We start from the raw sequence: 24,130 nt of genomic DNA on the forward strand, positions 1-24,130 counted from the left end.
CAGGCCTTAGAAAAGTTTACGCTGCACTTCTGTCAGTGCAGAGCCAAGCACGCCGTTGACAAAACGGGGGCTGCTATCGCTGCCGAAGAGCTTCGCCAGCTCCACGGCCTCGTTGATGACCACCTTCGGCGGCGTCGTGGCTTCGGTGGCACCTAACTCGAAGAGGGCCATGCGAAGAATGTTGCGGTCCACGATGGCCAGCTGTTCCACCGGCCATTCTGGCGCGTATTTGCCGATCAGGCGATTCAGCTCGTCCATGTGGCGGACCACACCGCTGACCAGCCAGCGCAAGAATTCGGCCCCATGTTCCCCGGGATATTCCGCGGCCAGCCGCTCGTCCACCACAGGGCCGGGTCGGTGCCCTACGCTGTCGATTTCGAACAGCGCCTGCAGGGCGAGCCGCCGTGCCCGCTGCCGCTGCCGGATGAGCTGGAGGTGCTCCGGGCGACCATTGCGCTCCTCGGGAGAACGTTGGCTGTCCTCCACCCTGGCGGTATCAGGGGTGGAAGGGTTGGATGAAGTTGGCTGGCAAGGGATCGATTGTTGGCCTGGCATGGACGAAAGTATGTACCTGTGATTTGCTCAGAATATCCATCCGCCGGAACGGCTACGTCGCTCTCACGTCGGTATTGCATTCACGGTACTGCATTCACGGTATTGCATTCAACTGGATTCAACGGGCATATCCAGCCGGCGTCCAGTTGTACAGAGCGGCGCAGGGCAGGCGATGGATGTGGCAGGACACAACACCTGGCAGGGATCGTGCATGATCCCTGCCTGATCCTACATCATTACCAACCCACCGTCAACACTTAAAACCTGCCCGGTAATAAAGGCGGAGCGCTCGTGGGCCAGAAAGGCCACTGCCCACGCCACCTCCTCCGGCGTGCCCATACGCCCGACCGGGGTGTTGCGGATGATGTCGTCATGCTGTTCCTGGCTGAGGACGTTCGTCAAGGCTGTGGGGATGAAGCCCGGGGCGACCGCGTTCACCGTGATGTTACGGCTGGCTACCTCCCGGGCCAGGCTCTTGGTAAAGCCCACGATACCGGCCTTGCTGGCGGCGTAATTGGATTGCCCGGCCTGGCCGGCCAGCCCCACCACGCTGGTGATGTTGATGATGCGCCCCCAGCGCTTGCGAATCATGCCCCGCAACGCCGCACGGCTGACCGCATAGACGCTCTTCAAATTCGTGGCGATCACCGTGTCCCAGTCCTCTTCCTTCATGCTCAGCAACAGGGTGTCCCGGGTGGTGCCGGCGTTGTTGACCAGGATGTCCAGGCCGCCCAGGGTCTCCTGCACAGCTTTGACCAGGTCGGCGGCCTGCTGCACGTCGCTCACATCCGCCTGGAAGATGGCGCAGGTGCCCTGTTCCTCCCGGATGGCCGCGGCCACTGCCTCTGCGCCCTGGGCGTTCCCCCGGTAGTGGATGGCCACCGCCGCGCCCTGGCTGGCCAATTCCCTGGCAATGGCAGCACCGATGCCGCTGCTGCTGCCGGTCACCAAAGCGACTTTACCCGCAAAATCCATAGCTCCACTTCTTTCTACCTGACAAGTTATTTGGGGTTCTGGGGGCTGCGCAGCCAGTCGACAAAGGCGCGCACTCCTTCCGGCGTATTGACCGTATGCCGGCGTGCCCCGCTATCGATGCGCCGCATGAGCTTGGTCAACACATCCCCTGGGCCCAGCTCCACAAAGTCGGTGACGCCGGCCTCCACGGCAAAGCGCATGGATGCCGTCCAACGGACGCTGCCGGTCAACTGGCTGGCCAGCTCCTGGCGGATCTCGTCTGGGGAGCTGAGGGGCCGGGCCGTGGTGTTGGCGATCAGGGGGACCCGGGGCGGGGTAATGGGGGTAGCGGCGATGGCCTCCTGCAGGGCGATCGCGGCCGGTGCCATCAGCGGGCTATGGGAGGCCACGCTGACGGCCAGGGGAACAACCCGGCGCGCGCCCGCGGCCTCCAGCGCGGCCATGGCGGCCTCCATCCCCGTCCGGTCGCCGGAGATCACCACCTGGCCCGGGCAGTTGTCGTTGGCCACCTGCACCACGCCGCCGGTCCGCTCCTGCACCTCACTACAGATGGCGGCGATGGCCTCTTCCTCCAGGCCCAGCACAGCGGCCATCATGCCTGGCGTCTGTTCGCCGGCCTCCTTCATCAGGCGCCCCCGCTCCCGCACCAGGCGCAGGCCGTCGGCATAGGTGAGACTGCCGGCGGCCACCAGGGCGGTGTACTCCCCCAGGCTGTGGCCGGCCACAAAGACAGGCTGCCCCGAGCTACCTGCCTGGGCCTGCAGCCCTTCCAGTTCCGACTCCAGCGCCCGCAGGATGGCGACGCTGGCAGCCAGGAGGGCCGGCTGGGCGTTGATGGTGTCGGTGAGTACCTCCTCTGGCCCCTGCCGGCACAGTTCGCTGAGGGCAAAGCCCAGGATTTCATCCGCTTCGGCCATGGCAGCCTGGGCCGCCGGATAGGCGGCCACCAGGTCATCCACCATGCCCACAAATTGACTGCCCTGGCCGGGGAAGAGCAGGGCGACGGCCCGCTCCCCCCCCAGGAGGTGCTGATGAATCAACGGGAATTCCACCGTCATGTCAACGTGCATCCTTCAGCGCTTGAGCGGACGGCTTTTCCATCCGCCACAGATCAGAGCCACAACAAAAAGGGGATTTGGTCGTGTTCACCAAATCCCCCCCTGGGCACGCCTGTCTCGACGCTCAGACCTGATCCGCCAGATCCAGGACCTGCCGCCCCTTGTAGTAGCCACAGTGGGGACAGACCCGGTGCGGCATGGTCATCTGGTGGCAGTTGGAGCACTCCACCAGCTTGGGCGAACCGATGGCGTCGTGGGCACGCCGACGATCACGCCGGCCCTTGCTCACTTTTCGTTTTGGTAGTGGACCCATTTTGGACTCCTTTGTAAATAATCTCTATAACTCGCGATTTACTGGCTCCGCTGCAAAAAGGGCATTTTTGAACGCAAAGGCACAAAGAAACGCAGGAGAGAATCGCCCGAATCAGCGTTCATCTGCGTGGGTCAGCGTCCTCATTTGACCTTTGTGCAGTAGAGCCTTTACTCGTCTTCCAGCCGACTGCGGAGCTGCAACAGGGCCGCCCAACGGGGATCGATGCTGCCTGTATCGGCTTCCTGCTCTTCCTCTGTGATCAGGCTGACATCCACGTTGCGCATGTCCTGCTGATAGTTCAGCCAGTTGGGGCATTCTCCCGCGCCTTCCCAGTTACAGCCTGGATACATGGGCAGCGCCAGCCAGATATTCTGACGTACCACCTCGGAGATGTCCAAAATGTGGTGGGCGTCGATGAGCAGCGCCTCATCTTCCAGCTCTTCGGACGCGCCTTCAAACTCCTGGGGCAGGATAAAACGGCCGGTGTGCACTTCCGTCAGCGGGCGGAAACTCTCCTCGAAGTCAAAGCGCACCGCCATGGCAATGGGTTCCAGGCAACGGTTGCACATCACCTTCACGGCCGTGCTCAGGTGTCCCCTGGCCAGTACACCGCTGTGGGTGCGCATGAGCTGGACCTGGCCCATCAACGGGCCAAGCAGCTCCAACTCCGGATCAATGTCTCGGATGTCCTCCACCAACTCGTAACGACGGGTCGAGCCAGTGGGCTCCTTGAGCAGTTGAGCAACGTTGAATTGCATGGCTATTTGCCCCTGACACAGCAGGGCTCCTGTGAATGTGCCGGGTCGTTTTCGACCACTCGTACAGTCCGGCGTAAGTACCGTCAATACCGCGGCAGAGATTGGCTGCACGCCTTCTGGTGGAAACCACCGACGAGTTTCTGCCGGGATTTACCAGAACCCTGACCGGTACCCGGCCAGGTTCACCGGACCTGTCGGCGCCAGCGCAGCCCTTTTCGGCAGGCCAGAAGGATGGCCACGGGAACCCCTACCGTGAGAGGCTGCCGGTACGCAGACAGATGGTCATTATAGCTTTGGGGCGTCCATCTGTCAAAACCTTGCCCGATCTTCGGGTGCGTGCCACCGGAACCAGTGCCACCCCTGGCCTGCCCCCTCCGGCAGGCTCAGGCGCCTTTGGATGGACCAGGGGATGCCTCGTCTGCCTCTTCGTCTTCCGGGGCCTGGAGGATCTGGATGCCGTTGTTGACCTCCCGCAGGAGTAGCTGCAGCCGCTCGGCCAGTTCCTCCAGCTTCTGCACCGCGTACCGGTCGGCCTCTTCGGTGCGGCGGCGGGCCAGGGCCCGGCTCTCCTCGATGATCCGTTCCGCTTCCTGACGGGCCGTGGCCAGCAGGGCTCGTTCGCTCACCATCTCCATGGCCTGCTGCCGGGCCTGCTGGATAATACGCTCGGCCTCGGCGCTGGCCTCTGCCAGAATCCGATCCCGCTCGGCCAGGGTGCGCTCACTGTCCCGGATGGAGCTGGGCACGTTGATGCGAAGCCGCTCGATCATCTGCTCAAAATCCCGGGCGCGAATGACCCGGTATGGCGTGAACGGTATGTGCCATCCCTGGCTCAGCATGTCGGCCAATTGATCGACCAGCTGTAGGATTGCGATGAGCCACCTCCCGCTTGGACGCTGGACCGCAGGGCACACTCAACCGGCCTGCGGTTGGAAATTGAAGCAATCGCCGGACTTCCGTCGGGAGAGTCCTTACCCATGATGGGAAAGCTTGCCGTCGCTGCGCGAGACCACGTTGGGCAGCGCGGCCGAATCCGCTTCCGGGAATTTGCGCTGCAGGGCCAGGCGGACATGTTCCGGGGCCCACTGTCGGTAGTCCCCCCCCAGGCTGGCCACTTCCTTGAGGATGGTGGCGCTCAGGTTGGCATACTCGCCGTTGCAGAACAGGCAGCATAGCTCAATCTCCGGCGCCAGCTGATGATTAGCCCAGCCGATCTGGTGTTCAAACTCGAAATCGGCCACATTGCGCAACCCCCGCACGATCACCTGGGCGTCTACCGAACGGGCACAGCTCACCGTCAGGCCCCGGTAGGAAATGACGCTGACGTTGGGAAGATGGGTGAGGGCCGCGCTGGCCATCTGCACCCGCTCCTCGGTGGTGAAGAGGAGCTTCTTGGGCGGCGCATCGTAGACCGCGACCACCACCTCGTCGAAGATACGGCTGGCCCGGGTGGCGATGTCGATATGGCCGTTGTGAATCGGATCGAAAGTGCCCGGGTAGAGAGCACGAATCATGGTGCAAACCCTTTCCACAGCCGACCCGTGGCCGGCCCCTTGTATCCTTCGGCTCCACACGCCGGATCGATTTTCAGGCCTATGTCTCTGCCGCCTCGTCCGGCAGGAAGCGACAGAAGACCTGGTTTCCGACCATCAGCCCCTGCCGGGTGAGACGGACCCGGGCTTCGTCCATCTGGATGAGCCCCCACGTCTCCAGCCGCTCCAGCTCCTGGGAAAAGACCTGGCGGAGATCCACGGCGTGGATCTGCTGGAAGCGAAGAAACGGCACCCCTTCCCGCACCAGGCGCAGGCCCAACATCATGGTTTCGCCCATGCTCACCGGCGGCGTCAGCTCCTCGGCAAAGTCGGTCACCTCCGCGCCGGAACGGATTCGGCGGATGTAGCCCGGCACCGGCTTCTGGTTGGACCAGCGGCGGCTCACCGGCACCCCGCCCTCTCCCGGCTGGCGCAGGTGGCTATGGGTGCCGGGACCGACGCCCAGGTATTCCTGATTCCGCCAGTAGAGCAGGTTGTGACGGCAGGCCCAAGGGGGGGATTCGTGGGACAAGAGCGGCCGGGCAGGGTCGGCTTTGGCCCAGTTGGAAATCTCGTAGTGGACGTAGCCCGCCGCGGCCAGGCGCTCCATGGCGGCCTCGTACAGCGCTCCCGCCTGGTCATCGTCTGGAGGGGGCACCTCCCCCCGCTGCACCCAGTGGTAGAGGGGCGTGCCCGGCTCTACAATCAGGCTGTACAGGCTGAGATGCTCCGGCGCCAGGGCCAGGGCCTCCTCCAGGGTCTGCTGCCAGTCGGCCAGGCTCTGGCCGGGCAGGCCAAACATGAAATCCAGGTTCACGTTGTCGAAGCCGGCCGTTCGGGCTGCTTCAAAGGCCCGGTAGACGTCGGCCACGTCGTGGATGCGCCCCAGAAAGCGCAATTCGTCGGGCTGGAAACTCTGGACCCCCAGGCTCAGGCGATTCACCCCCAGGGAGCGCAACACCTGAAACTTGTCCCGGTCCACCGTTCCGGGGTTGGCTTCGCTGGTGATTTCGCAGCCGGGCGCCAGGGAGAAGTGACGATGCACCGCCTCGAAAATCTGGTGCAGCTGGCCGGCCGTCAACAGGGTGGGCGTCCCCCCGCCCAGGAAGATGGACGTGATGGGGCGTGCCTGCAGGGGCTCCTGCCAGCGGGCCATTTCGGCACACAGGGCGTCCACCAGATCCTGGTGAATGTGCTGGAAACCGGCGTAGGTATTGAAATCGCAGTAGGGACACTTCCGCTCGCAGAACGGGACGTGGATGTAGAGCCCCAGGGGCGAGAAGGCCGATTCAGGCTCGGCGGACATGGGTTCCCACAAGGTCAACGATTCTCCAGGCGGAAGCCGTGTCCCCGGACGGTCACAATATAGCGGAAATCCTCGTCCAGCTCGGCAATCCGCTCCCGCAGGCGGCGCACCAGGGCATCGATGGCCTGTTCGCTCACGCCTTCACTGCTGGCTTCCGGCCAGACGGCCGCAATGACCTGATCTCGGGTGATCACGCCGCCGCCGGCATCCCAGAGGGCTTCCAACAGGCGATACTGGTGCAGGCTGAGGGGCGGATCGATCAACTTGCCGTTCACCCAGACCTGGCGGGTCTCCTTGTCCAGGCGCAAGCCGCTGGTGGCAGGCTCGAAGGTCAGGGGGGCGGTAGCACCTGCGTCCACAAAAGCCAGCTTGAAACGCAGGGCGATCTGGATCTCGTCGCCGTCGTGCAAAATGGTGGCCGACTGTACCTCCTGGCCGTTGACGTGGGTGCCGTTCTTACTGCCCAGGTCCTCCAGCTGGTAATATTCCCCCTGCCAGCGAATGCGGGCATGGAGGCGGCTCACCTGACGGTCCGGCAACATGATGTCGCACTCCTCGCTGCGCCCGATGGTGATGGGGCGGGAGCGATCCAGAGGCCAGCGACGTCCTGCCTCTGAGCCCCGCTGGAGAACCAGCATGGCGCTTTCCCGCTGCCGGGGGGCCGCAGGTTCATGGCCAAGGGGGGTCGTATCTTCTTGCTCAGGTTTAATTGGCATAGTCATGCTTTCGACCAAATTGACACGGCTACCAGTGTCGCGCATAATGCTCCGTAGACAGGGGGCAGATGATACTGGATACAGTCGCCATTATACCAAAAATAAAGCACAAGAAAAATGCGTCCAGGGAGGGGGCCCAGGGCAGGGAGATGCCCCGAACGCTGGATCAAAGGCCAAACTTGTGTAGGAGATGCAGGTGCTACCCATTTTAGAAGCCGGCACCGTCCTGCGTCGGCGCTATAAAATCCTGGAGCTGGTGGGGCAGGGCGGGATGGGGGCCGTCTACAAAGCCACGGATCTGCGCCTGGACGGTCGCATCTGTGCCGTGAAGGAGGTTCTGCCCACCCTCTCGGATCCGGCCCGCTCGAAACAGGAGATGAAGCAGATCTCGGAACAATTTCGGACCGAGGCCAGCATCCTCTCCCGGCTAGATCACCCCAACCTGCCCAAAGTTTCGGACTACTTCACCACAGGCGGCCGGGAATATCTGGTGATGGATTTCGTGGACGGGCGGGATCTCCAGGAGATCGTGCGGGAGGTTCGCCAGCGGGGCGAGTTCCTGCCCGAAGAGCAGGTGTTGGGCTGGGCCGGCCAGTTGCTGGACGCCCTGGAGTACCTCCACGATCAGCAGCCGCCTGTGCTGCACCGGGACATCAAGCCCAGCAACATCAAGCTTACGCCCCACGGCGTGGTGAAGCTGGTCGACTTCGGACTGGTGAAGGTGCTTCAGTCCGACGACAGCCGGACCGTCACCGTGGTTCAGGGGCGGGGGACCGTGGCCTACACGCCCCTGGAGCAGTACGGCGGCGACACCGGCTTCACCGACGTGCGCAGCGACATCTACAGCCTGGGTGCCACCCTGTATCACCTCCTGGCTGGCGTACCGCCGGTGGATGCCAAGGAGCGTTTCCTGCGCCCCGGCTGCCTGCCGCCCATTCGTCAGCTCAACCCGGCCGTCTCCCCACGGGTGGAGCGGGCCATCTTCCAGGCCCTGGCCATGCACCCCAACGAACGCCCTCCCTCAGCTCGGGCCTTCCGGGAGCTGCTGTTCGGCACCGCTCTGCCCGTCGCGCCCATGGGGGTGCAATCGGCACCGGAACCGGAACCCAGTTGGCGGGAGCTCTTCCGCCAGAACCTGCACCTGATCCTCACGGCGCTCACCCTGTTGATCATCGCCCTGATCGTTAGTCTTTAGTAAATGGCTCCCCTGCAAAAAGGGTATTTCTGAACGCAAAGGCACGAAGGCACAAAGAAGCGCAGGAGAGAATCACCCGAATCCGCGTTCATCTGCGTGGGGCAGCGTCCTCATTTGACCTTTTTGCAGCAGAGCCATAAATCCCAGCAGAAATTCGCCGATAACATCCACCAGAGATAGTGCGCCCAGAGGGCACCTGAAGTTTCTGCTGTGGTATTTACGCCAGACTGGACTAGCGTTAGACTGCCATCCAGTTCAAACCTCTCGTTTTTGCAACTCCAAACTGCTGTCAGGTCAAATTCATGTTTGGCTTGACGGTACTCATTTTCAATTTTTGAAAATTTTCAAAAAAGGGCTTTACATTCTCTCCCTGTTTTGGATAAACTCTGCAGGGAGTGGAAATGATTATACCAATGCCAAATTGAAACCGACGGTTTTGAATGCGCTCGTCGAATCCATGACCCGCCAGGTGGCGCATCTGACGAGAGTCGGGAAACTTTCGCTTTCAAAAGGACCACAGTTTAGATGATGCTTTCGTCTCTAGGGCGTTTTTTCTGTTTACACGAACTGATCAAGTGGGGGTAGCCATGGCAACATGCAAAGCTTGCAGTGGTAAGGGGTCACTTCGGTGTCCCAAGTGTAAGGGTAAGGGTACCTACTATGACAGCGGTGACCTTCTAAGTGGAGGTAAAACTAAGCGATGTGAGAATTGCTATGGCTCGGGTGTAGTACGCTGTGGTGCCTGTGGGGGAAGAGGTCAAGTAAAATAAATCCCCCTATTACACATCAATACCTTCACGAATCAGGTTATGGTTGTGGTTTGCGGATGGTGGTGGATCATGCCTACAGTGATACCGAGCCGAACTCACTTGGGCATCGAGACGCAACGCCAGTGGAGCGATTTGGCCATCGAGCGCACCACGCCAGCTCTCTTTGGCCTCTTCTCCTTGGTAGTACTCATGGGCCACGCCCTCTGCCCAGCCGGCGATGTGCCTTGTCAACAGGCTGCTTGGTATCCCAAGTCCAGAGCCACCTTTCACGACCTGCTGCGCTTGGTCCGTAGAAGACTCTGGCTGTATTTGCTTTTTCAGACAGGCGAGACCCCGTCGGATCTGCGAAAAATCTCACCGTCGCACTGCCAGCATCTGCTTTCTGTCGTCTGCTATTGACTTGTTCATCCGCTCATTTTGTACAATTTTGTACACAGTCGAGCTTGTGATTCATGTGATTTACGGCCTTCTATGGAGTTACCATGATCTTCCTCTATGAATGGGAGACATAAAAATGGAGAAGCAATGGGTTTGTTCAGAGAATCCTAAACATATTTTCGATTCTGTTGGCGATGGTTTTTGTCCAGAAGGCGATGGGGGTGTATTAGTCCCTAAAGAGACTATCAAAAAACAACCGAACATTTCGATTGGGGGAGGAACAATCCAGTACGAAGGAAAAGATGGTATCGGCATTTTGGTGTTCGATCTTAGCGGCTCTATGAGAGAAAGATTGGATCCGAACAGTGGTAATCCCCTAAGCAAGATAGAGGCCGTGTCCAATGCCTTCGGCACAACTATTGCAACTTTATTGCATGGTGGTGGTGGATCCGAAGCCCTGAGAACTCCCGATCACTACTTTTTAGCTTTAATAGGATTTTCCGATAATGCCAAAATCCTAGGCATATACCAACTCGCAAGCATGAAAAAAGGCGATTATACTAGCACATGGCATTTTTGGAAACAGCAAGTACTCAATTTCTTTGATAATTTTGGGGATATGACAAATATCACTAGAGGACTTGAAGTTGCGAAGGAGATTTATGAGGCGGCTCTGCAAGGTAATATAGCCACCCATTATTCAGCTCAGTTTAATGACCTAAATAATGGATTTGAAATTGGAAGCCAAAGAGTACATTATGGAGGTGACGTTATCGAAATACCCAACATTAGAGTGCTAATATATAGTGATGGGGAACACAATACTGGGGGAGCATTCAGTAATCCCTTTATCAATTCATCTCTTACTTCAAGTGTCATTTCAGAATCGAAAAGAATGGTCAACGGGGTGATAAGTATCTATTTCGGTCCGCCGGGAACAAATGGAGCCAAACAAATGGACGAAATCGCAGGGGTTTGCCCTGTGCATGGAGAGGTGGGTACTATTCCCATCTCTTCCATTGAACATTACAAATATCTTCGTGACTTGATTCATCTTTCAAGCAAGGCAAGTGGTTTTTGTATAGAGTGTACTAAGACAATTTTGTAGCTGACCTTGTTTCGTCTTAAATTTTATCACTCGCGCATTTTGCAAAGACTACAAACCTTCTTTTCCCGCGGATACGGACTACTTCTTTTCTTAGCGCCACTACAGGCAGTTTCTAATCACTTGAGTTAACCAGAACAGTACCTTACCAGGCACCTAGCCAGTTCCTAAAAGCCTGTATGAAAAGGGTCAGGTAGGTGCTAAACGGCGCAGCATGATGCCAATCATGGCGATATGAATGAACGCTTCACTGCTTGCCGACAGTCGTTCGTAGTCTTTGGAGAGCCGGCGGTTGAGCCCTAGCCAGGCGAAGGTCCATTCGGCGAACCTTGGATTCCACTGACGGTCAGATGGAGAATCCCATTGACGACCTGGCGCATATCCAGGCTGCGCGGTCGTTCTCCAGGTTTGGCCGGTGGAATCAGATCCTGGATAATGGCCCACTGGCTGTCGGTCAGGTCGGTTGGGTATCGTTGCGTGTTCACGAACACAACGTGTACCACGACTTGGCCGATAGCTGTCACTTTTCATATAGACTCTTAGCTCACGACTGGCTGGACCTGTTGGATGGCGGGTATATGCTCACTATCACAATTTAGCGAAGGTGTTTACTATGTTTGCACTTTTTGTCTAGCACCAGAGGTAGCGCTCATCGCTGAACGCTGATTCCTCAGGAGGGAGAACCGAAAACTGCAAAAATAGTGGGTGTTGATAATATGGCTACACAGATACAGATATGTTTGACATGGATGATATTGGTGAGTTCTCTGCTTAGTAGACCAGTTCAAGAGATATATCTGGGAAAAGTCGCCCTGTTTCCTTTCGCAAAAATGCCGGCTCTTCCCCCAATCCTCATAAAAAACACTACAATACTTACTACCGAGGACACAACAAAAACCTTCGAAAGTGTAACAAATGAAATTTCAGCAACTATTACACCGATCACTACTTCAATACCCACCGAATTCCCTCTTCAGACTTTAACCAATACATTTACTCCTGCTCCAGCTGTAACTCAGAGTCCGACAATTAGCCAATCTTCTGCTAAGTCCGCGGTCTCAGTAATTACGAACACTACTTTGTCCACGATAACTCCAACACCTTCTGGAGGAAACAGTTCTTATATACTTCCATGGTTTATATTGATGTACCTGCTTGAAATACTCACCTTAATGGTTATATTTCTCTTCTTGCGCCGAGAGACAGATTACTTCGGGAAAATTTCTAAAGGCATACAAAGAGTAGGTCATAAAATTGACAATATCCAAGATACAATAAAAGGCTTTTCAAAAAGTGTCATCGCTGTAGAGCCTATCCATTCTTCTGTAGTTGACGTAGAACTACTGACATCCGCAGGGCAACGTCATTGTGGAAATCCGAAGGAACCGCAACCTTTAGCTGAAGATGTCGCTGGTCTGATAAGCATTCCCCCTTATTATATAGGATACGTAACCGATGGGGCGCCAGGACCTCAGTTGTCCGGATTATTCACTTCTCGTATCCATGCACGTATTTTGGGACACGAGGTTTTTTTGAATTTAGCGCAGGAAGCGTTAAGGGTAGGGGAAATACCGGGTCTGAAGGATAAAGAACACTTCCTACAAGAGCTACAAGAAAGAATGAGAAAGGAATTATTGAAAGTCCTGGGGATGGGGATTATAAACATGTTAAAAGCCAAAAGAGACATCCTCCCGAGATTCAAAGGGCAACCAGGATTAGAGTGGCAGGCTTCATTTACCGGATTCATTTTTGATGTGCATTCCAGAAAACTATACCTCTATCAAATGGGAGATACAGTAGCGTGTATAGGGAAGCTTGATTCAGAGGCAGTAGAAATAAGAAGTGGCAAACCATTATATACACAATTGATTTTAAAGGAGGAAAAGATTGAACTCGAGTTTACAGTTAATCCCATTGTCGAAGAATTTCTGAAAGTACAAGGAATCGTTGTCATGAGTGATGGAGTATATGGTGCTATGTCTACCTTACGAAATCTAAGCCAAGCAGACTTCAAATCATTAGTAGAAAACTTACGAAAAATTTCTATACCCTCTGGCGATGATAAGACACTATTGATAATCTCAGCGAGGGATTCTATACCGATATCAATTTGAAATCGGTAAATTGTCGAATTCCGGGTCGAGATCGAACTTGTGTTGCGCTTCTTTTGGCCTTTGGGGTCTGGTTTTTGGCCCTGGTGACATATCTCAGATGCCATTCTGTCCACTTGCGCCTTCAAATGGTTCCCTTTGTCCCCTCCCAAGAGCATGGTGCATGATTCCTTCGGGATCGGCCCCGTCTGTTGTCCTTCCCTTGTTGAACGCCCCTTATTTGCAAAAGAGTCACTGATTTGGTCAAAAATAAATAGGGTGGGAGCTTTAGCATTAGCATATGTCTTCATTTATAAGCCGGAAAACAGAACATGAAATAAGGCGCTTTTGTTCTGATTTTAAAATAGGCAATCAATCTGCGTGGTATTTCATGAATGGAAAGTTCTATAAGTTATGGCCAGAGGAAGCACCAGGACATAACTTTCTGTTATCAAATAGCTACAATGCCTTAGTCAAGATAGGCTTAACGGCCCAGCTTAATGAGTTTGGGAAACTAAGACAGCCCTGCCTTGTACGGGGGAAGAATTTTAATTACCTCTATATATTTTCTCAATTGAAAGCAGATAAGCTCGATATTAATGAAGTACTCCAGGCTCTTTATCAGGGCGAAGATTGGTGGATCAAAAATTGGTTACTGCTATTTCAACATCTTGAATTAGCCCGTTTTGCGTATTTTGATATGGATTGGAGCAATATAGGCTTAGTAAAAAATAATCAGCAAATGCACCTAGTATTCTACGACATTGATAGCACAGTCGATGTGACAAAGAATTGGCAACAAATCTGGACAGGTAATGCAACATTTCACACATTATTCTCAAGACTTCGTCAAGAGTACAAAGAGACCACATTACAGTTTTTCAATATAGCCAGTCTAACCGAATTGTATATTGCCACTATTTTGGCATATATCGTTCAAAACCCCTTAATTCTAGAGCTCAATAAATATGGGGCAGGGAGCTATTATATTTCCGGACATGCATGCATACCTTCTGGTATGCCCGTTGATTCTCGAAATAAGCAAATTATAGAGAAGTTTTTAATTTACATGCTTAATGAATGCAAAGATGTTTTTGAGCACAAGAAACATCCCAAGGACTCTCTTAAAAATATCGCTGAGTATACTATTCAAGTTATTAAGGAACCTGTGGCTCTATTAAAAGACCCACAGATTCCACAGATGAACCCAGGTGATGGTAAAAACCTCTCTATATTCAAGTTATTAAGGAACCTATGGCCCTAGCGTAACGGTTGTGCAATCAGATGCGATTCGATGAAAAACGGCATCAAACTTGCAAATTTGGGTCTTTCAGGCGGCGGATGACTACGGCCTGGTAGTCGGAGCACCTTGCCTGCAAAGGCGCTGTGCTCGCTGAACTTTAACAACCGACCTTCTGAATTCCGGATCACCTGTGCCGAGGCATGAGCGGCCACCTGCACCTGGCGCTTGATACCCAACTGGCCCACATTCAGGGCGTTGTCGCCTGGTAGTGCCTGGCTCGCCAGCCAGTGCGACGCCCAGCGGATGAAATTGGCGGCGAAGACCACGAAACACTCCTGCAAATAGATGGCGGGCTCAGAGCGCACTTGGATGTGGTGCAGGTGGAAGACCTGTTTGTTCTCCTTGATCCCGGCTTCGATGGTCTGCCGGCCGTTGTAATGCTCAAACCAGGCGGGCAGGTTCTGGGTAACCGGGTCGGAGCCGAAGTGGGCCAAGGCGCTGTGCTGGAGGGTTTTGCCGGTGTAGAAACGCTCCAGGGCCACGTCCAGCGGATACGGGCAGCCTTTGAGTTTCCATTCGGGCCAGGCAGTCATCTCGGCATTAGCGCCCACCCGCACCCAGGCGGTTTGGTTCGTCACCTGTCGGCGCAGATAAGCCACGACCCGGTGGCTGTGGGGCTTGGTGTAGACTTCGTAGCCCATCTCGATGAGCAGCGCCAGGTTCTCGTAGGTACCAAAACCGGCATCCAGGCGAAATTCGGCTTCCATCGGCTCGGGATTGGTGGCGTTGTCCTGCTCAAAACGGGTCAGGCGTTGGGACAGGAGGCTCCACGCGGCCTGTTGCTCTTCCCAATGCGCCGTGGTCCTGGCCAGCCTGCGCTGGGCTTGCTGCCAGGCGTCCTCCCGACCTTTCAAGCGTTTTGCTGCGGCCTGCAAGCGCCGGCGAGCCTGGGCCAGGGCACTGCTCGGACGCTCTGGACGGTTACGGATACGGTCGTCATGCTCCAGGTCGTCAAGATGTTGCTGGCAGGCCTGCCGTTGCTGCGCTGCTTCCGCCAGTCGTTCCCGGGCACGCTCCACAGCGCCTTTCTGGGTGTCCAGGCGCTGGCCGGTCTGGGCCAGCTGCTGCTCCAGGGCCTGAATGCGGCTGCGCAGCAGCTCGGTGCGCCGGCGGGGTCGCAAGCCGGTGCGGACTTCGGCAGCCAGAACCAGGGCTTCAGCCTGCGTGCAAGAGACCGTATCGCCAGGGTGATGTGCCACCGAAAGCCACAAGCGCCCATACGTCGGACTTTCCAGGCTGACCAGCGCCGCCTGGTATCCCAGCCGGATTGCATCGTCCATGTGGCCAAAGGCGGCATGGGGGTAGGTTTGGCTGGTGTTGGAAACGGGAATGCCGGTCAGATCGCCATCATAGCGGAGGCGTTTGCCTTGGGCGCGCAGCCGCCTCAACTCAGCTTCGATATACGGCTGGCCGATTTGCGCCAATGTCAGGGCAATCTGCCGGGCTTCCTCCCAACTCAGCCCGCGCAACGTGCGGCTCACGCCACTGTAGTCCGCCCAGCCCGGCTGTCCCCAGGCTTGGGCAACCGCCTGATCCCGATCCAGGGGATGGGCAGACAGGCTGATATCCTGCAAATGCTTCAGCCCGCCCAGGATGGCGACCAGAAATTCCAGGACTTTGCCCTGGGGCGTGTGGTGGTAGCGCTTCTGCTTTAGGGATAGCCCCTGGAATGCCTGGATCAGGCCGATGTGTTCGGCGAACCAACCCCAGGCAACCAGAAAGGCATGCTGGGTGTGTTGGACTTGTGTCTCGTCGCTGCTCATAACCATTCCTCGCTCGTTTGGAAATGGTTATGAGCATACAGGTTCCGGATTCAGTTGGTAAGGTGCGAAAAATCTTTTAATTTTAGGCCGTTTTTCGTGATTCGGCCTCTGATTGCACAAAACTTACGCTAGGTTTCAGACTTTATTCGATTTCGCGTACAGTTACGCTGGACTCGATTTATCAAGAAGCGCTGCTGCTCGGTGGGCCTTCCAGAAAATGGGGTTTCAAAGGAAAGGATAGTTTCTGCCTAACCCTGCGTGCAGCGGACGCGGCTGCGCTGCGCGCCAAGTCGGACGAATTTTCGGCCAAAAATCATGCGCCCACAATGGTCGTAGGACGGCGGCGCCGCGCCGCTGACGCTGTCGTTAGCTGTCGAGTCTCAAGACATTGGTAACACTCAAAGTCTCAAGACATAGGTAACAGGTATTGCCCAATTAGGCTCAAGACATAGGTAACAGGTTACGCTACCTCCATGAAATTTCACCGGAATACTGGAGGAGCGTATGAACCAGGCACCTTACCAAACGAATCAAGAAGAAGCCCTGCGGAACCAGGCCATCGATCGGTATCTGCAGGGGATGCGACCGGCGGCAATTGCGCGGCATTTGGGACGTAGTCGCAAGTGGTTCTATGAGACCTTGCACCGTTTTCAACAGGAGGGTCGGGCGGGTTTAGCCTCGCGTTTGCGACAACCGCGTCATTCGCCATCCCAGATCGCCCCTGAGGTGGAAGCGGCGGTATTGCGAGTGCGGCGGTTGTTGAGCAGTAGGGAGGACCCTGTGTTGCGCTTTGGTAACAGCGGGGCTGATGCCATTGCCGCCGAGCTGAAGCGAGCCGGCATCGAAGCGCCAAGCCGGGCGACCATCAACCGAATTCTTCGGCGTCATGGGCTCAGCAATCCGCGGCCCCATCAGCGCAAGAAGCAGACCCTACCGGCTGATTATCCCTGGCCACAAGTGCATCACGCCCATGTCCTTCATGCCATGGATTTCATGGAACGGGTCCTGCCAGGCGGACAACGTCTCTATGCCTGCAACCTGCTCGATGTCTTCTGCCAATGGCCTTTTCTGGCTCTCATCACCAGCAAAACCAAGCAGAATGTGGTGGATTTCTTCCTGGCCGCCTGGCAAGATGTGGGGCGTCCAAACGCCCTGAGGGTGGATAACGATCCGGTCTGGCGGGGAAGTAGTTCTGCTTCTTACACGTTCAGCACCCTGGTGCGCCTGTGGCTCTATCTGGGTGTGCAGGTCATCTTCATCCCGCCCTATACACCGCAAGCCAACACCTGGATCGAGTCTTTCAATCGTCTTTGGTCCCGCAACTTCTGGGAACGGATGCATTTTCAGGATCTCTCCATGGTCCAGCAGGCCTTGCCAGACTTCCAAACCTACTGCCGTATAATTGACCCCGAAAACTGGACCACGTGCTAAGGTGGAGAAATCGGCCTATAATTGAGTGCACGTGGAGGGTCAAACAGATGTCCAAGAAACGACGACGATACAGTGCTGAATACAAGTTCAAGGTCGCCTTGGAAGCGGCCAAAGGCACCAAGACGCTGGCAGAGATCGCTAGTGAAACAAGCGTACATCCCAACCAGATTAGCCAGTGGAAAAGCCAGCTCCTGGAAGACGGTGCCCATGTTTTCAGTTCCAACAGCGCCCGGCAACAGCGGGAGTTCGAGAAGCTGGAATCCGAACTGTACGAGCAGATCGGGCGCCTGAGGATGGAGCTGGAATGGCTGAAAAAAAAAGCTGCCGGCTTCGACTGAGGTCAAGCGCGCCATGATCGAGCCCAACCATCCGGACATCAGTATTCGCCGGCAATGTGAGCTGCTGGGGCTGAATCGTTCGACGTACTACTACGCGCCGGCGGGGGAGAGTGAGTTCAACTTGCATCTGATGCGCCTGATCGATGAGCAGTACCTGAAAACGCCCTTCTATGGCTGGCCCCGGATGACGGCCTATCTTCAGCGAGAAGGCTACGCGGTCAACCACAAACGGGTGCAACGTCTGATGCGGATCATGGATTTGCAGGCCATTCATCCAAAACGGAAGACCAGCGTGGCCGGTAAGGGTCACAAAATCTATCCGTATCTGCTGCGGGGCCTTGAGATCACGCAGCCCAATCAGGTCTGGAGCGCCGATATCACGTACGTCCCGATGCAGCATGGCTTCATGTATCTGGTGGCTATCCTGGATTGGTTCAGCCGCTATGTGCTGGCCTGGCAACTGTCCAACACCTTGGACGGTCGGTTCTGCCTGGACGCGCTCCAGCAAGCGCTTCTGCTCAGCACACTCGACATCTTCAACACCGACCAGGGGGTGCAGTTTACCGCCCTGGAGTTCACCAGCTGTCTCGAAGCTGCTGGCGTGCGGATCAGCATGGACGGCCGAGGCCGGGTGTTTGACAACATCTTCATCGAACGGCTATGGAGGTCGGTTAAGTACGAGGACATCTACTTGAAGGACTATGCCTCGGTTCCGGAACTGGACACGGGCCTGGATGACTACTTCCAGTTCTACAACCATGACCGGTCGCATCAAAGCCTGGGCTATCGGGCACCGGCAGAGGTCCATTTCGCATGAGTACTTTGTTGTTGCTGTTGTTGTTCTTTCTTCACCTTATTTTGGCCATTTCGTGGTCTTGACAATGGGGTCAACCTTAGCCAGAACATCGTCCTTTACCTGGCGAACTGACTACCCCGGCTACTTATCGGGAGAGCTCACCTGTGGCCGTACGTCTACCAGAGCATACCCAACTCCCCTCTGTCCTGCCCTTATGTGACGGCCTCATCCACTTCCTCCGTTTTGTGAACAATGGCGGCCAGTTCTCTCTCTTGAACGCCACATGGACGCTGGATTCGCAATGGGCAGGTAAGACGATTCGGGCGACTTTGGTCACCGGGGGAACATCGCCTCTACGTCTATCATCAGAAAGCACCTGCTGAAGCGCCGGTGTGTATCGCTGACTTCCCCTTCCCAATTCGGGAAGAGATGCTTCCTGTGCCAGAACCTTACCGTCAGTCCAGGGTCAACCTATGGCCTGGAGTTTCTTGATTCGGTTGTTCATGTACGGCTATTCAGGTCAAGTGTTACCTATGTCTTGAGCCTACCGGAGGCAATACTTGAGCCCCAAAAGTGTTACCTATGTCTTGAGACTTAACAGTTAGCCTGTGCTTCCCGGCTAGTGTCCCTAATTCAGACCAAATGACAGTATGAGGTTTAGGACCTATGAACCGACAAAAGCTAATAGACGAACTGGAACGTCACTCCAAAGCGGTCAAGTCCATTATCGCTTCGCTGCGGGAGATCGAGAAGTTATCAGGTGACCGGGAAATCAATTTGGCGCGCATAAAGAAACAAGTAGGTAAGCTGAAGGATATCGTGTCGGATTCGGATCCGTTTCCACTGGACATTCTCAAGGAATGGATAAATCAGTTCGAGTCTGAATTGCGTCAGACAGAGGAACAAGTGCAACGACGATTTGGTTCGGAACTGGAGCAAGAACTTCGACAATTGGGGATCACGCTGACAGGACAATATCCTGAACTAAAAGCCGGACTGTTCACAATCGAGCTTGATTTTGAACAATGGCAAGCAACCTTGTGGTACGGTTCCAAGCAAGAGAAGCTGAGTACAAGCCCATTATCCGTTTCTGACATCGTAAAACGAGTTGAAAGAGCAAAGAAGGAATTAGGATCGCAGATTCCTGAACAGGAACTTCTGGAAAACCTATATCAGGCTTATACTCGAGTGGTCCAAAGGGTAGGCGAAGATGCCCCCATAATCAAGATGCTTGGAGAAATCGCTTACTTGCTTCAGAATCCCCGGTTTTACCAAGATCCGCGAAAAGATTATTACAAGAGCTACAGTCGAGCTGACTTCAGCTTCGACCTCTTTCGTCTCCGGCGATTTCTGGCTCAAAACCCTTCCTCAAGGCAATTCCGCTTGAAAACAGCTACTCGAGCCCAAACAAAACGCCGATCGGACTTCCTATGGGTCCCCGAAAGTGAAGATGGCAAGGGAAGCGCGTATTCCCACTTGAGATTTGAGGAGAAACGAGCATGAACAAACTTGATTCGCAAATCGCCAGGAGGATAATCGACACCGTAGCGGCCAATGGCATTCCGCCAGCATATGGATTTCAGTTTTTCACTGCTGGCTTGGAGCCGTACCTTTCTGTTATCGATGAGGAATATCTTTCCACGTTCATAAAGCAGGGTGGCTCTGCATTTAAGATGGTGGTTGGAGTCTATGGGGGCGGAAAAACGCACTTTCTCTACTGCGTACGCGATCTAGCGTGGAAAAACCAGTTCGCTGTCTCGTATGTCAGCCTGGCTCCTGGTGAGAGCCCATTTCATCGGCTAGACCTGGTATATAAGGCTATTATCAAAGGACTGCTTCCACCCCTATCGGCGGAAGAACTCTTATCAGGTTATGAGCAAGGTATCGTGCCGTTCATCCGCTCCTGGTATAGCATGAAGTACCAAGAGGCGCGTAATGACGGCGTGTCGGTTGAGGATTTACGAGAAAGATTGCTGAGTGAAATTGAAAACATCCAAGGGATAGAGAGCATTAGTTTTTCAAAAGCGGTCAAAGCGGCCTTCAAGGCGCTATTGGATAGACAGGAAGAAGATTTCCTCAACATATGTCAGTGGCTAACGGGTGAAGGCTTCGACCGCACAGTCCACGGCAGATTTGGAATTCTACAGCGTATCGATAGAACGACGGCCTTCACCATGATCCGATCTTTAGTCCAATGGGTCAAACAGATCGGTTTTTCTGGACTCGTCATCTTGCTGGACGAGGCTGAGCGCGTCCCAAGTCTTAGCACAAAACAAAGAGAACTCCATTTGAATAACTTGCGCGAGCTGATTGACGAATGTGGGCACACGAATTTCCAAAGCGTTATGATTTTCTATGCCGTGCCAGATGAGAATTTTCTGGAAGGGCGCACTCAAATTTATGAAGCGCTACGCCAGCGTGTAGCCACCGTGTTCGACGAGTTAAACCCAACTGGCGTCAAAATCGAACTGGAGAGGATTCCGGGAGACCCGCTCACACTGTTAACGGAGATTGGAACAGGGCTGAGACGCGTTTACGAAGTGGCGTATGCATCCAAACTTGATGATTCGCTAGTTCTGCATACCATCAGGCAAACTGCGGAAGCTGCTTATGAGCAACGCTACGGAGACATCGGATACAAACGCCTGTTCGTGCAAAAGGTTATTCAAGGCTTCCATTACTTGAGGCAGAAAGGCTCCCCACCGTCTCCCGAAGACTTGGACTTTTAATGGGATTTGAGTCATGACTACGAAGGAAGTCGTTCATCCCAGGTATGGTCGTGGTGTGGTGCTGCAGCGCCGCCACAAGGGGTTCGAGTTGCTGGTTGAGTTCGACGGTGTGCGCAGATGGGTGCGGATTGATGAATTGCGTGAAGCAGAACTTCTCCCACCAGCTCCACGCTTTCCGCCAGCACCTGAACCCGATGAACACTTCAAATCTCGACGCATGATTGAGGCATTTCGCCTCGGGATCGTGCCCTATGATTGTGTGGAGGATTTCACTTTCGGAAGAGAGCAAGAAGTCAAACAGATCGCGCAATGGCTATCCTCCCAGTCAGAACAGTCGGGAACCATGCTCGTTGTAGGAGAATATGGCAGCGGAAAAACTCATCTCCTGCATTATGCTCTAGGACGCGCATTGCAAGAAGGATATGCTGTTTCTTGGGTGGAGATGGATCCCAACGAAGCACCTTTTCACAAGCCGAAACGTGTATACAAACAATTGATTCAGAACATGCGATATCCATTAGGGGGCACGAGCGTAGGAAATTTTCGGGATTTTTTGAAAAGAGCGCTTTCTTTGGGCGCGCTAAAAGATCACGAATATTTTAAACGAATAATGGGTCATGAGTTCGATGAAACCTTGTGGGAATGGATCGAAGCAAGAGAACCCAGTATTCGACCCTGGAGCTTCTACAATTGGACGTACAACTCATTGCCCGGACTCTATGACTATTCCACAGCGGCTAACATCTACTGCTACTTGCTCAGCGCACTTGGATGGGCTGCAAGGGAAGTCATGAGCCTGAAAGGGCTGCTACTGGTTTTTGACGAAGCCGAGACCGTGGAGATGAATTACTATTCTTATCAGGCAGAACGAAGTAGAAATTTCCTCCGGGCGTTGATTCGAACCGCTGATAACGAACCAGCATTACAGAAAAAGCCTTGGAATTCAGGCCTTGATTACTGCGGAGTTGGAGTCGGTCCTCGCATTCCTTTCCTCTACGAAGAGGTTAGCGGCTTGAAGCTATTGTTTGCATTCACCTCTCTAGATTGGAATTACTACTACAGTTGGACTGACGGGTACTACTCGAAAACGCCGTATATTCCTGAGATCGAGCGAATACCCAAGAGCGAGTTGGAGCCGTTATCGGAGAAGGCGCTGAGACAGGTCTTCGAGCACATCTGTTTGCTCTATGACAGTGCCTATGATTATCTGGAGGAAGACGTGACCATTGACGCTATATTCAACATACTGAACCAATCAATACAGACACGATTGTTCGTCAAGGGAGCCGTCGAAATCTTAGATATAGCCCGCTTTCTCACGAAATCATGAGTGAGGTCATGTTGCGGTGATTGAGAGAACTAGGGATATACGTGCCCGACTAAAATATGCCTGGACACCGTTTTTCACTAGGTTCGGTAGGCTAACGCCTATTCAACTCGAAGCAATTCCCAGAATACTGGACGGAAGCAATGTCATCATCGCCTCCCCTACTGCGTCTGGGAAAACCGAGGCCGTTGTTGCGCCGGTTGCACAGAAGTTCATCGAAGAAAGGTGGTACGAACTTGCTGTAGTATATGTCGTACCGACGCGGGCCCTGACTAACGATACGATAGCTCGCGTTGCAGGGCCTCTACAAGATATGGGCATCAGGGCGGATATCAAACATGGGGATAAGCCTTATCTCTCAACGTCGAATCCGCCCAATTTTCTGGTCATAACCCCTGAATCTCTCGATTCACTAATTTGCCGCAATACCGAATTGTTTTCCAACCTGCAAACGGTGATTATTGATGAAATCCACCTGCTTGATAATACATACCGTGGAGATCAGTTACGAATTCTAATAAGTCGCTTAAGGAAAATTGCTAAGGTTGCTGAATTCTCAGTACATCTTCTATCGGCGACGCTGGCATCCCCTCGCGAAACGGCTGGGAGGTATGTGCAGCTCTATGAGACTGTGGAAGTGCCTGGGCGTAGGGAAATTGAATACCAGTTTGTCGAGTCTCACAAGGAAATTTACGAGATTGCTAGGCAACGAAAATGGCGGAAGATACTCTATTTTTGCAACCTTCGCGAGACAGTTGAAGAGACGGTATCGGAGATTAGCAGACTATGGCATCCGTATCCGGTTGTGGCTCACCACGGTAGTCTTAATCGCCAACTCAGAGAAGAGGCGGAGAGGGTGATGAAGGAAGCGGATGTTGCGATATGCGTATCAACCTCTACCCTGGAAGTTGGTATAGACATCGGTGACCTCGACCTGATTGTGCTTGTAGAGCCTCCGTGGAGCGTTTCATCTTTGCTCCAACGCATCGGACGCGGCAACCGAAGAGAGGGAATTGTGCGTGTTGCAGCACTCGTGACCTCTTCGGAGGAACGTCAACTGCTTGAGAGCATGTTCGAAGTTGCAGCGTCTGGTGAGTTGCCTGAGGAGCCCTATAACCCTGACTTATCTGTCGCGGTACAGCAGATATTCTCGTGCCTGTATCAAAACAGAGGGGGCGTACTGGAAACGGAGATCGTGAGTCTCCTGTCACCCATTTGCAATGAAAAAGAAGCAACACTGATCTTGAGGCACTTACGAAGCAAAGAATGGGTTGAACGTGCTACAAGCCGATGGTTTGCTTCAACGAAGTTGATGGATCTCGGCGCGAAGGGACGAATCCACTCAAACATTCCAGAGTCACAATCGCATAGGGTGATAGATGTGGCATCGGGGAGAGAGATCGGTTTGATTATGGGCGTTGTCGATGAAGTATTCGTACTTGGAGGAAGAGTATGGCAAATTGTTTCAATAGAACGAAACATGATCAAAGTCCGTCGTTTCATGGGACGAGCCCAAGCAGCCTTTTTTCTAAGGCGTGGTCGAGTGGGAGCTTTCTATTACTTGCTCCCTCCAGAGCTAAGGAACAAACTTGCTTAGTGAAAATGCTAAACAGGCTAACACGCGCTTCCACCTGACGCCGCTCCGCTGCGCTTCGCGCTCGGCTGGACGGCGCTGGGCGATTAGGACGAGAC

At 54.5% G+C, this 24,130-nt stretch carries 21 protein-coding genes and 1 pseudogene; 10 read left to right on the forward strand and 12 right to left on the reverse strand.

Annotated features, from left to right (window positions below):
- Positions 1–6 precede the first annotated feature (6 nt).
- From nusB to FKZ61_RS08830, 9 genes are all read right to left on the reverse strand, one after another.
- Entirely contained in the window at positions 7–486 is a 480-nt protein-coding gene (gene nusB / locus FKZ61_RS08790; RefSeq protein ID WP_211358481.1) for a transcription antitermination factor NusB, read from the reverse strand.
- A gap of 297 nt (positions 487–783) precedes the next feature.
- Positions 784–1,530, reverse strand: a complete 747-nt coding sequence (gene fabG, locus FKZ61_RS08795; protein WP_141609713.1) for a 3-oxoacyl-[acyl-carrier-protein] reductase — start codon at positions 1,528–1,530, stop codon at positions 784–786.
- Positions 1,531–1,556: 26 nt separating this feature from the next.
- On the reverse strand, positions 1,557–2,588 hold the full coding sequence (gene fabD, locus FKZ61_RS08800; protein ID WP_141609714.1) for an ACP S-malonyltransferase: 1,032 nt from the start codon (positions 2,586–2,588) through the stop codon (positions 1,557–1,559).
- Positions 2,589–2,712: 124 nt separating this feature from the next.
- Positions 2,713–2,901, reverse strand: coding sequence for a 50S ribosomal protein L32 (gene rpmF, locus FKZ61_RS08805; RefSeq protein ID WP_141609715.1), 189 nt, complete (start codon positions 2,899–2,901; stop codon positions 2,713–2,715).
- A gap of 167 nt (positions 2,902–3,068) precedes the next feature.
- Positions 3,069–3,659, reverse strand: coding sequence for a YceD family protein (locus tag FKZ61_RS08810; RefSeq protein ID WP_141609716.1), 591 nt, complete (start codon positions 3,657–3,659; stop codon positions 3,069–3,071).
- A 383-nt stretch (positions 3,660–4,042) separates the two neighbouring features.
- Positions 4,043–4,429: an ATP synthase subunit B family protein gene (locus tag FKZ61_RS08815; protein WP_141609717.1), complete on the reverse strand. Its 387-nt coding sequence runs from the start codon at positions 4,427–4,429 to the stop codon at positions 4,043–4,045.
- Positions 4,430–4,630: 201 nt separating this feature from the next.
- A complete protein-coding gene (coaD, locus tag FKZ61_RS08820) occupies positions 4,631–5,173 on the reverse strand; it encodes a pantetheine-phosphate adenylyltransferase (RefSeq protein WP_141609718.1) in 543 nt (180 codons plus the stop codon).
- 79 nt (positions 5,174–5,252) lie between these two features.
- Positions 5,253–6,515, reverse strand: a complete 1,263-nt coding sequence (hemW, locus tag FKZ61_RS08825) for a radical SAM family heme chaperone HemW (RefSeq protein WP_211358482.1) — start codon at positions 6,513–6,515, stop codon at positions 5,253–5,255.
- Positions 6,512–7,135: an FHA domain-containing protein gene (locus FKZ61_RS08830; protein WP_170199461.1), complete on the reverse strand. Its 624-nt coding sequence runs from the start codon at positions 7,133–7,135 to the stop codon at positions 6,512–6,514. Before FKZ61_RS08830 ends, hemW begins: the two co-directional genes overlap by 4 nt.
- A gap of 274 nt (positions 7,136–7,409) precedes the next feature.
- Here FKZ61_RS08830 and FKZ61_RS08835 point away from each other — a divergent pair, with 274 nt between their 5' ends.
- Both FKZ61_RS08835 and FKZ61_RS08840 read left to right on the forward strand, forming a co-directional pair.
- The gene (locus FKZ61_RS08835) at positions 7,410–8,408 is read left to right on the forward strand and encodes a serine/threonine-protein kinase (protein WP_141609720.1); all 999 of its coding nucleotides are present in this window, start codon (positions 7,410–7,412) and stop codon (positions 8,406–8,408) included.
- Between the two features lie 1,284 nt (positions 8,409–9,692).
- Entirely contained in the window at positions 9,693–10,664 is a 972-nt protein-coding gene (locus tag FKZ61_RS08840; protein WP_141609721.1) for a hypothetical protein, read from the forward strand.
- A 186-nt stretch (positions 10,665–10,850) separates the two neighbouring features.
- Here the strand turns inward: FKZ61_RS08840 and FKZ61_RS08845 are convergent.
- Positions 10,851–10,982: pseudogene (locus FKZ61_RS08845) on the reverse strand (IS5 family transposase); the annotation flags it as partial.
- Positions 10,961–11,185 (reverse strand): transposase, encoded by a 225-nt coding sequence (locus tag FKZ61_RS08850; RefSeq protein ID WP_141609722.1) that lies wholly within the window; start codon positions 11,183–11,185, stop codon positions 10,961–10,963. The pseudogene FKZ61_RS08845 and the gene FKZ61_RS08850, both read right to left, overlap by 22 nt.
- A 234-nt stretch (positions 11,186–11,419) precedes the next feature.
- Here FKZ61_RS08850 and FKZ61_RS08855 point away from each other — a divergent pair, with 234 nt between their 5' ends.
- Together FKZ61_RS08855 and FKZ61_RS08860 are read left to right on the forward strand one after the other, a co-directional pair.
- The gene (locus tag FKZ61_RS08855; protein ID WP_141609723.1) at positions 11,420–12,775 is read left to right on the forward strand and encodes a hypothetical protein; all 1,356 of its coding nucleotides are present in this window, start codon (positions 11,420–11,422) and stop codon (positions 12,773–12,775) included.
- 277 nt (positions 12,776–13,052) lie between these two features.
- Positions 13,053–14,015 (forward strand): hypothetical protein, encoded by a 963-nt coding sequence (locus FKZ61_RS08860; RefSeq protein WP_141609724.1) that lies wholly within the window; start codon positions 13,053–13,055, stop codon positions 14,013–14,015.
- On the opposite strand, the gene FKZ61_RS08865 is transcribed toward FKZ61_RS08860, so the two are convergent.
- Complete coding sequence (locus FKZ61_RS08865; protein WP_141609725.1) at positions 14,012–15,817, reverse strand: hypothetical protein; 1,806 nt, start codon at positions 15,815–15,817, stop codon at positions 14,012–14,014. The two genes, FKZ61_RS08860 and FKZ61_RS08865, sit on opposite strands and share 4 nt — an antisense overlap.
- A gap of 504 nt (positions 15,818–16,321) precedes the next feature.
- On the opposite strand from FKZ61_RS08865, the gene FKZ61_RS08870 reads away from it, so the two are divergent.
- The 6 genes from FKZ61_RS08870 to FKZ61_RS24255 all read left to right on the forward strand — a co-directional run bounded on the left by FKZ61_RS08870 (position 16,322) and on the right by FKZ61_RS24255 (position 24,035).
- Positions 16,322–17,248: a helix-turn-helix domain-containing protein gene (locus FKZ61_RS08870; RefSeq protein WP_141609726.1), complete on the forward strand. Its 927-nt coding sequence runs from the start codon at positions 16,322–16,324 to the stop codon at positions 17,246–17,248.
- A gap of 47 nt (positions 17,249–17,295) precedes the next feature.
- Positions 17,296–18,403 (forward strand): IS3 family transposase gene (locus FKZ61_RS08875; protein ID WP_170199463.1). Its coding sequence is split into 2 segments (ribosomal slippage): positions 17,296–17,570 and positions 17,569–18,403, totalling 1,110 coding nucleotides; the frame shifts between segments, so codons are not numbered across the junction.
- 645 nt (positions 18,404–19,048) lie between these two features.
- A complete protein-coding gene (locus FKZ61_RS08880; protein ID WP_141609727.1) occupies positions 19,049–19,885 on the forward strand; it encodes a hypothetical protein in 837 nt (278 codons plus the stop codon).
- Positions 19,882–21,111, forward strand: coding sequence for a BREX system ATP-binding domain-containing protein (locus tag FKZ61_RS08885; protein WP_141609728.1), 1,230 nt, complete (start codon positions 19,882–19,884; stop codon positions 21,109–21,111). The genes FKZ61_RS08880 and FKZ61_RS08885 overlap by 4 nt, the downstream gene beginning before the upstream one ends.
- A 13-nt stretch (positions 21,112–21,124) precedes the next feature.
- Complete coding sequence (locus FKZ61_RS08890) at positions 21,125–22,441, forward strand: BREX system ATP-binding domain-containing protein (RefSeq protein ID WP_141609729.1); 1,317 nt, start codon at positions 21,125–21,127, stop codon at positions 22,439–22,441.
- A gap of 16 nt (positions 22,442–22,457) precedes the next feature.
- Positions 22,458–24,035 carry a DEAD/DEAH box helicase gene (locus FKZ61_RS24255; protein ID WP_141609730.1) on the forward strand — a complete coding sequence of 526 codons (1,578 nt, stop codon included), beginning with the start codon at positions 22,458–22,460 and terminating at the stop codon, positions 24,033–24,035.
- The last annotated feature ends 95 nt before the right edge of the window (positions 24,036–24,130 follow it).

This window comes from Litorilinea aerophila (assembly GCF_006569185.2).
Classification (GTDB): domain Bacteria; phylum Chloroflexota; class Anaerolineae; order Caldilineales; family Caldilineaceae; genus Litorilinea; species Litorilinea aerophila.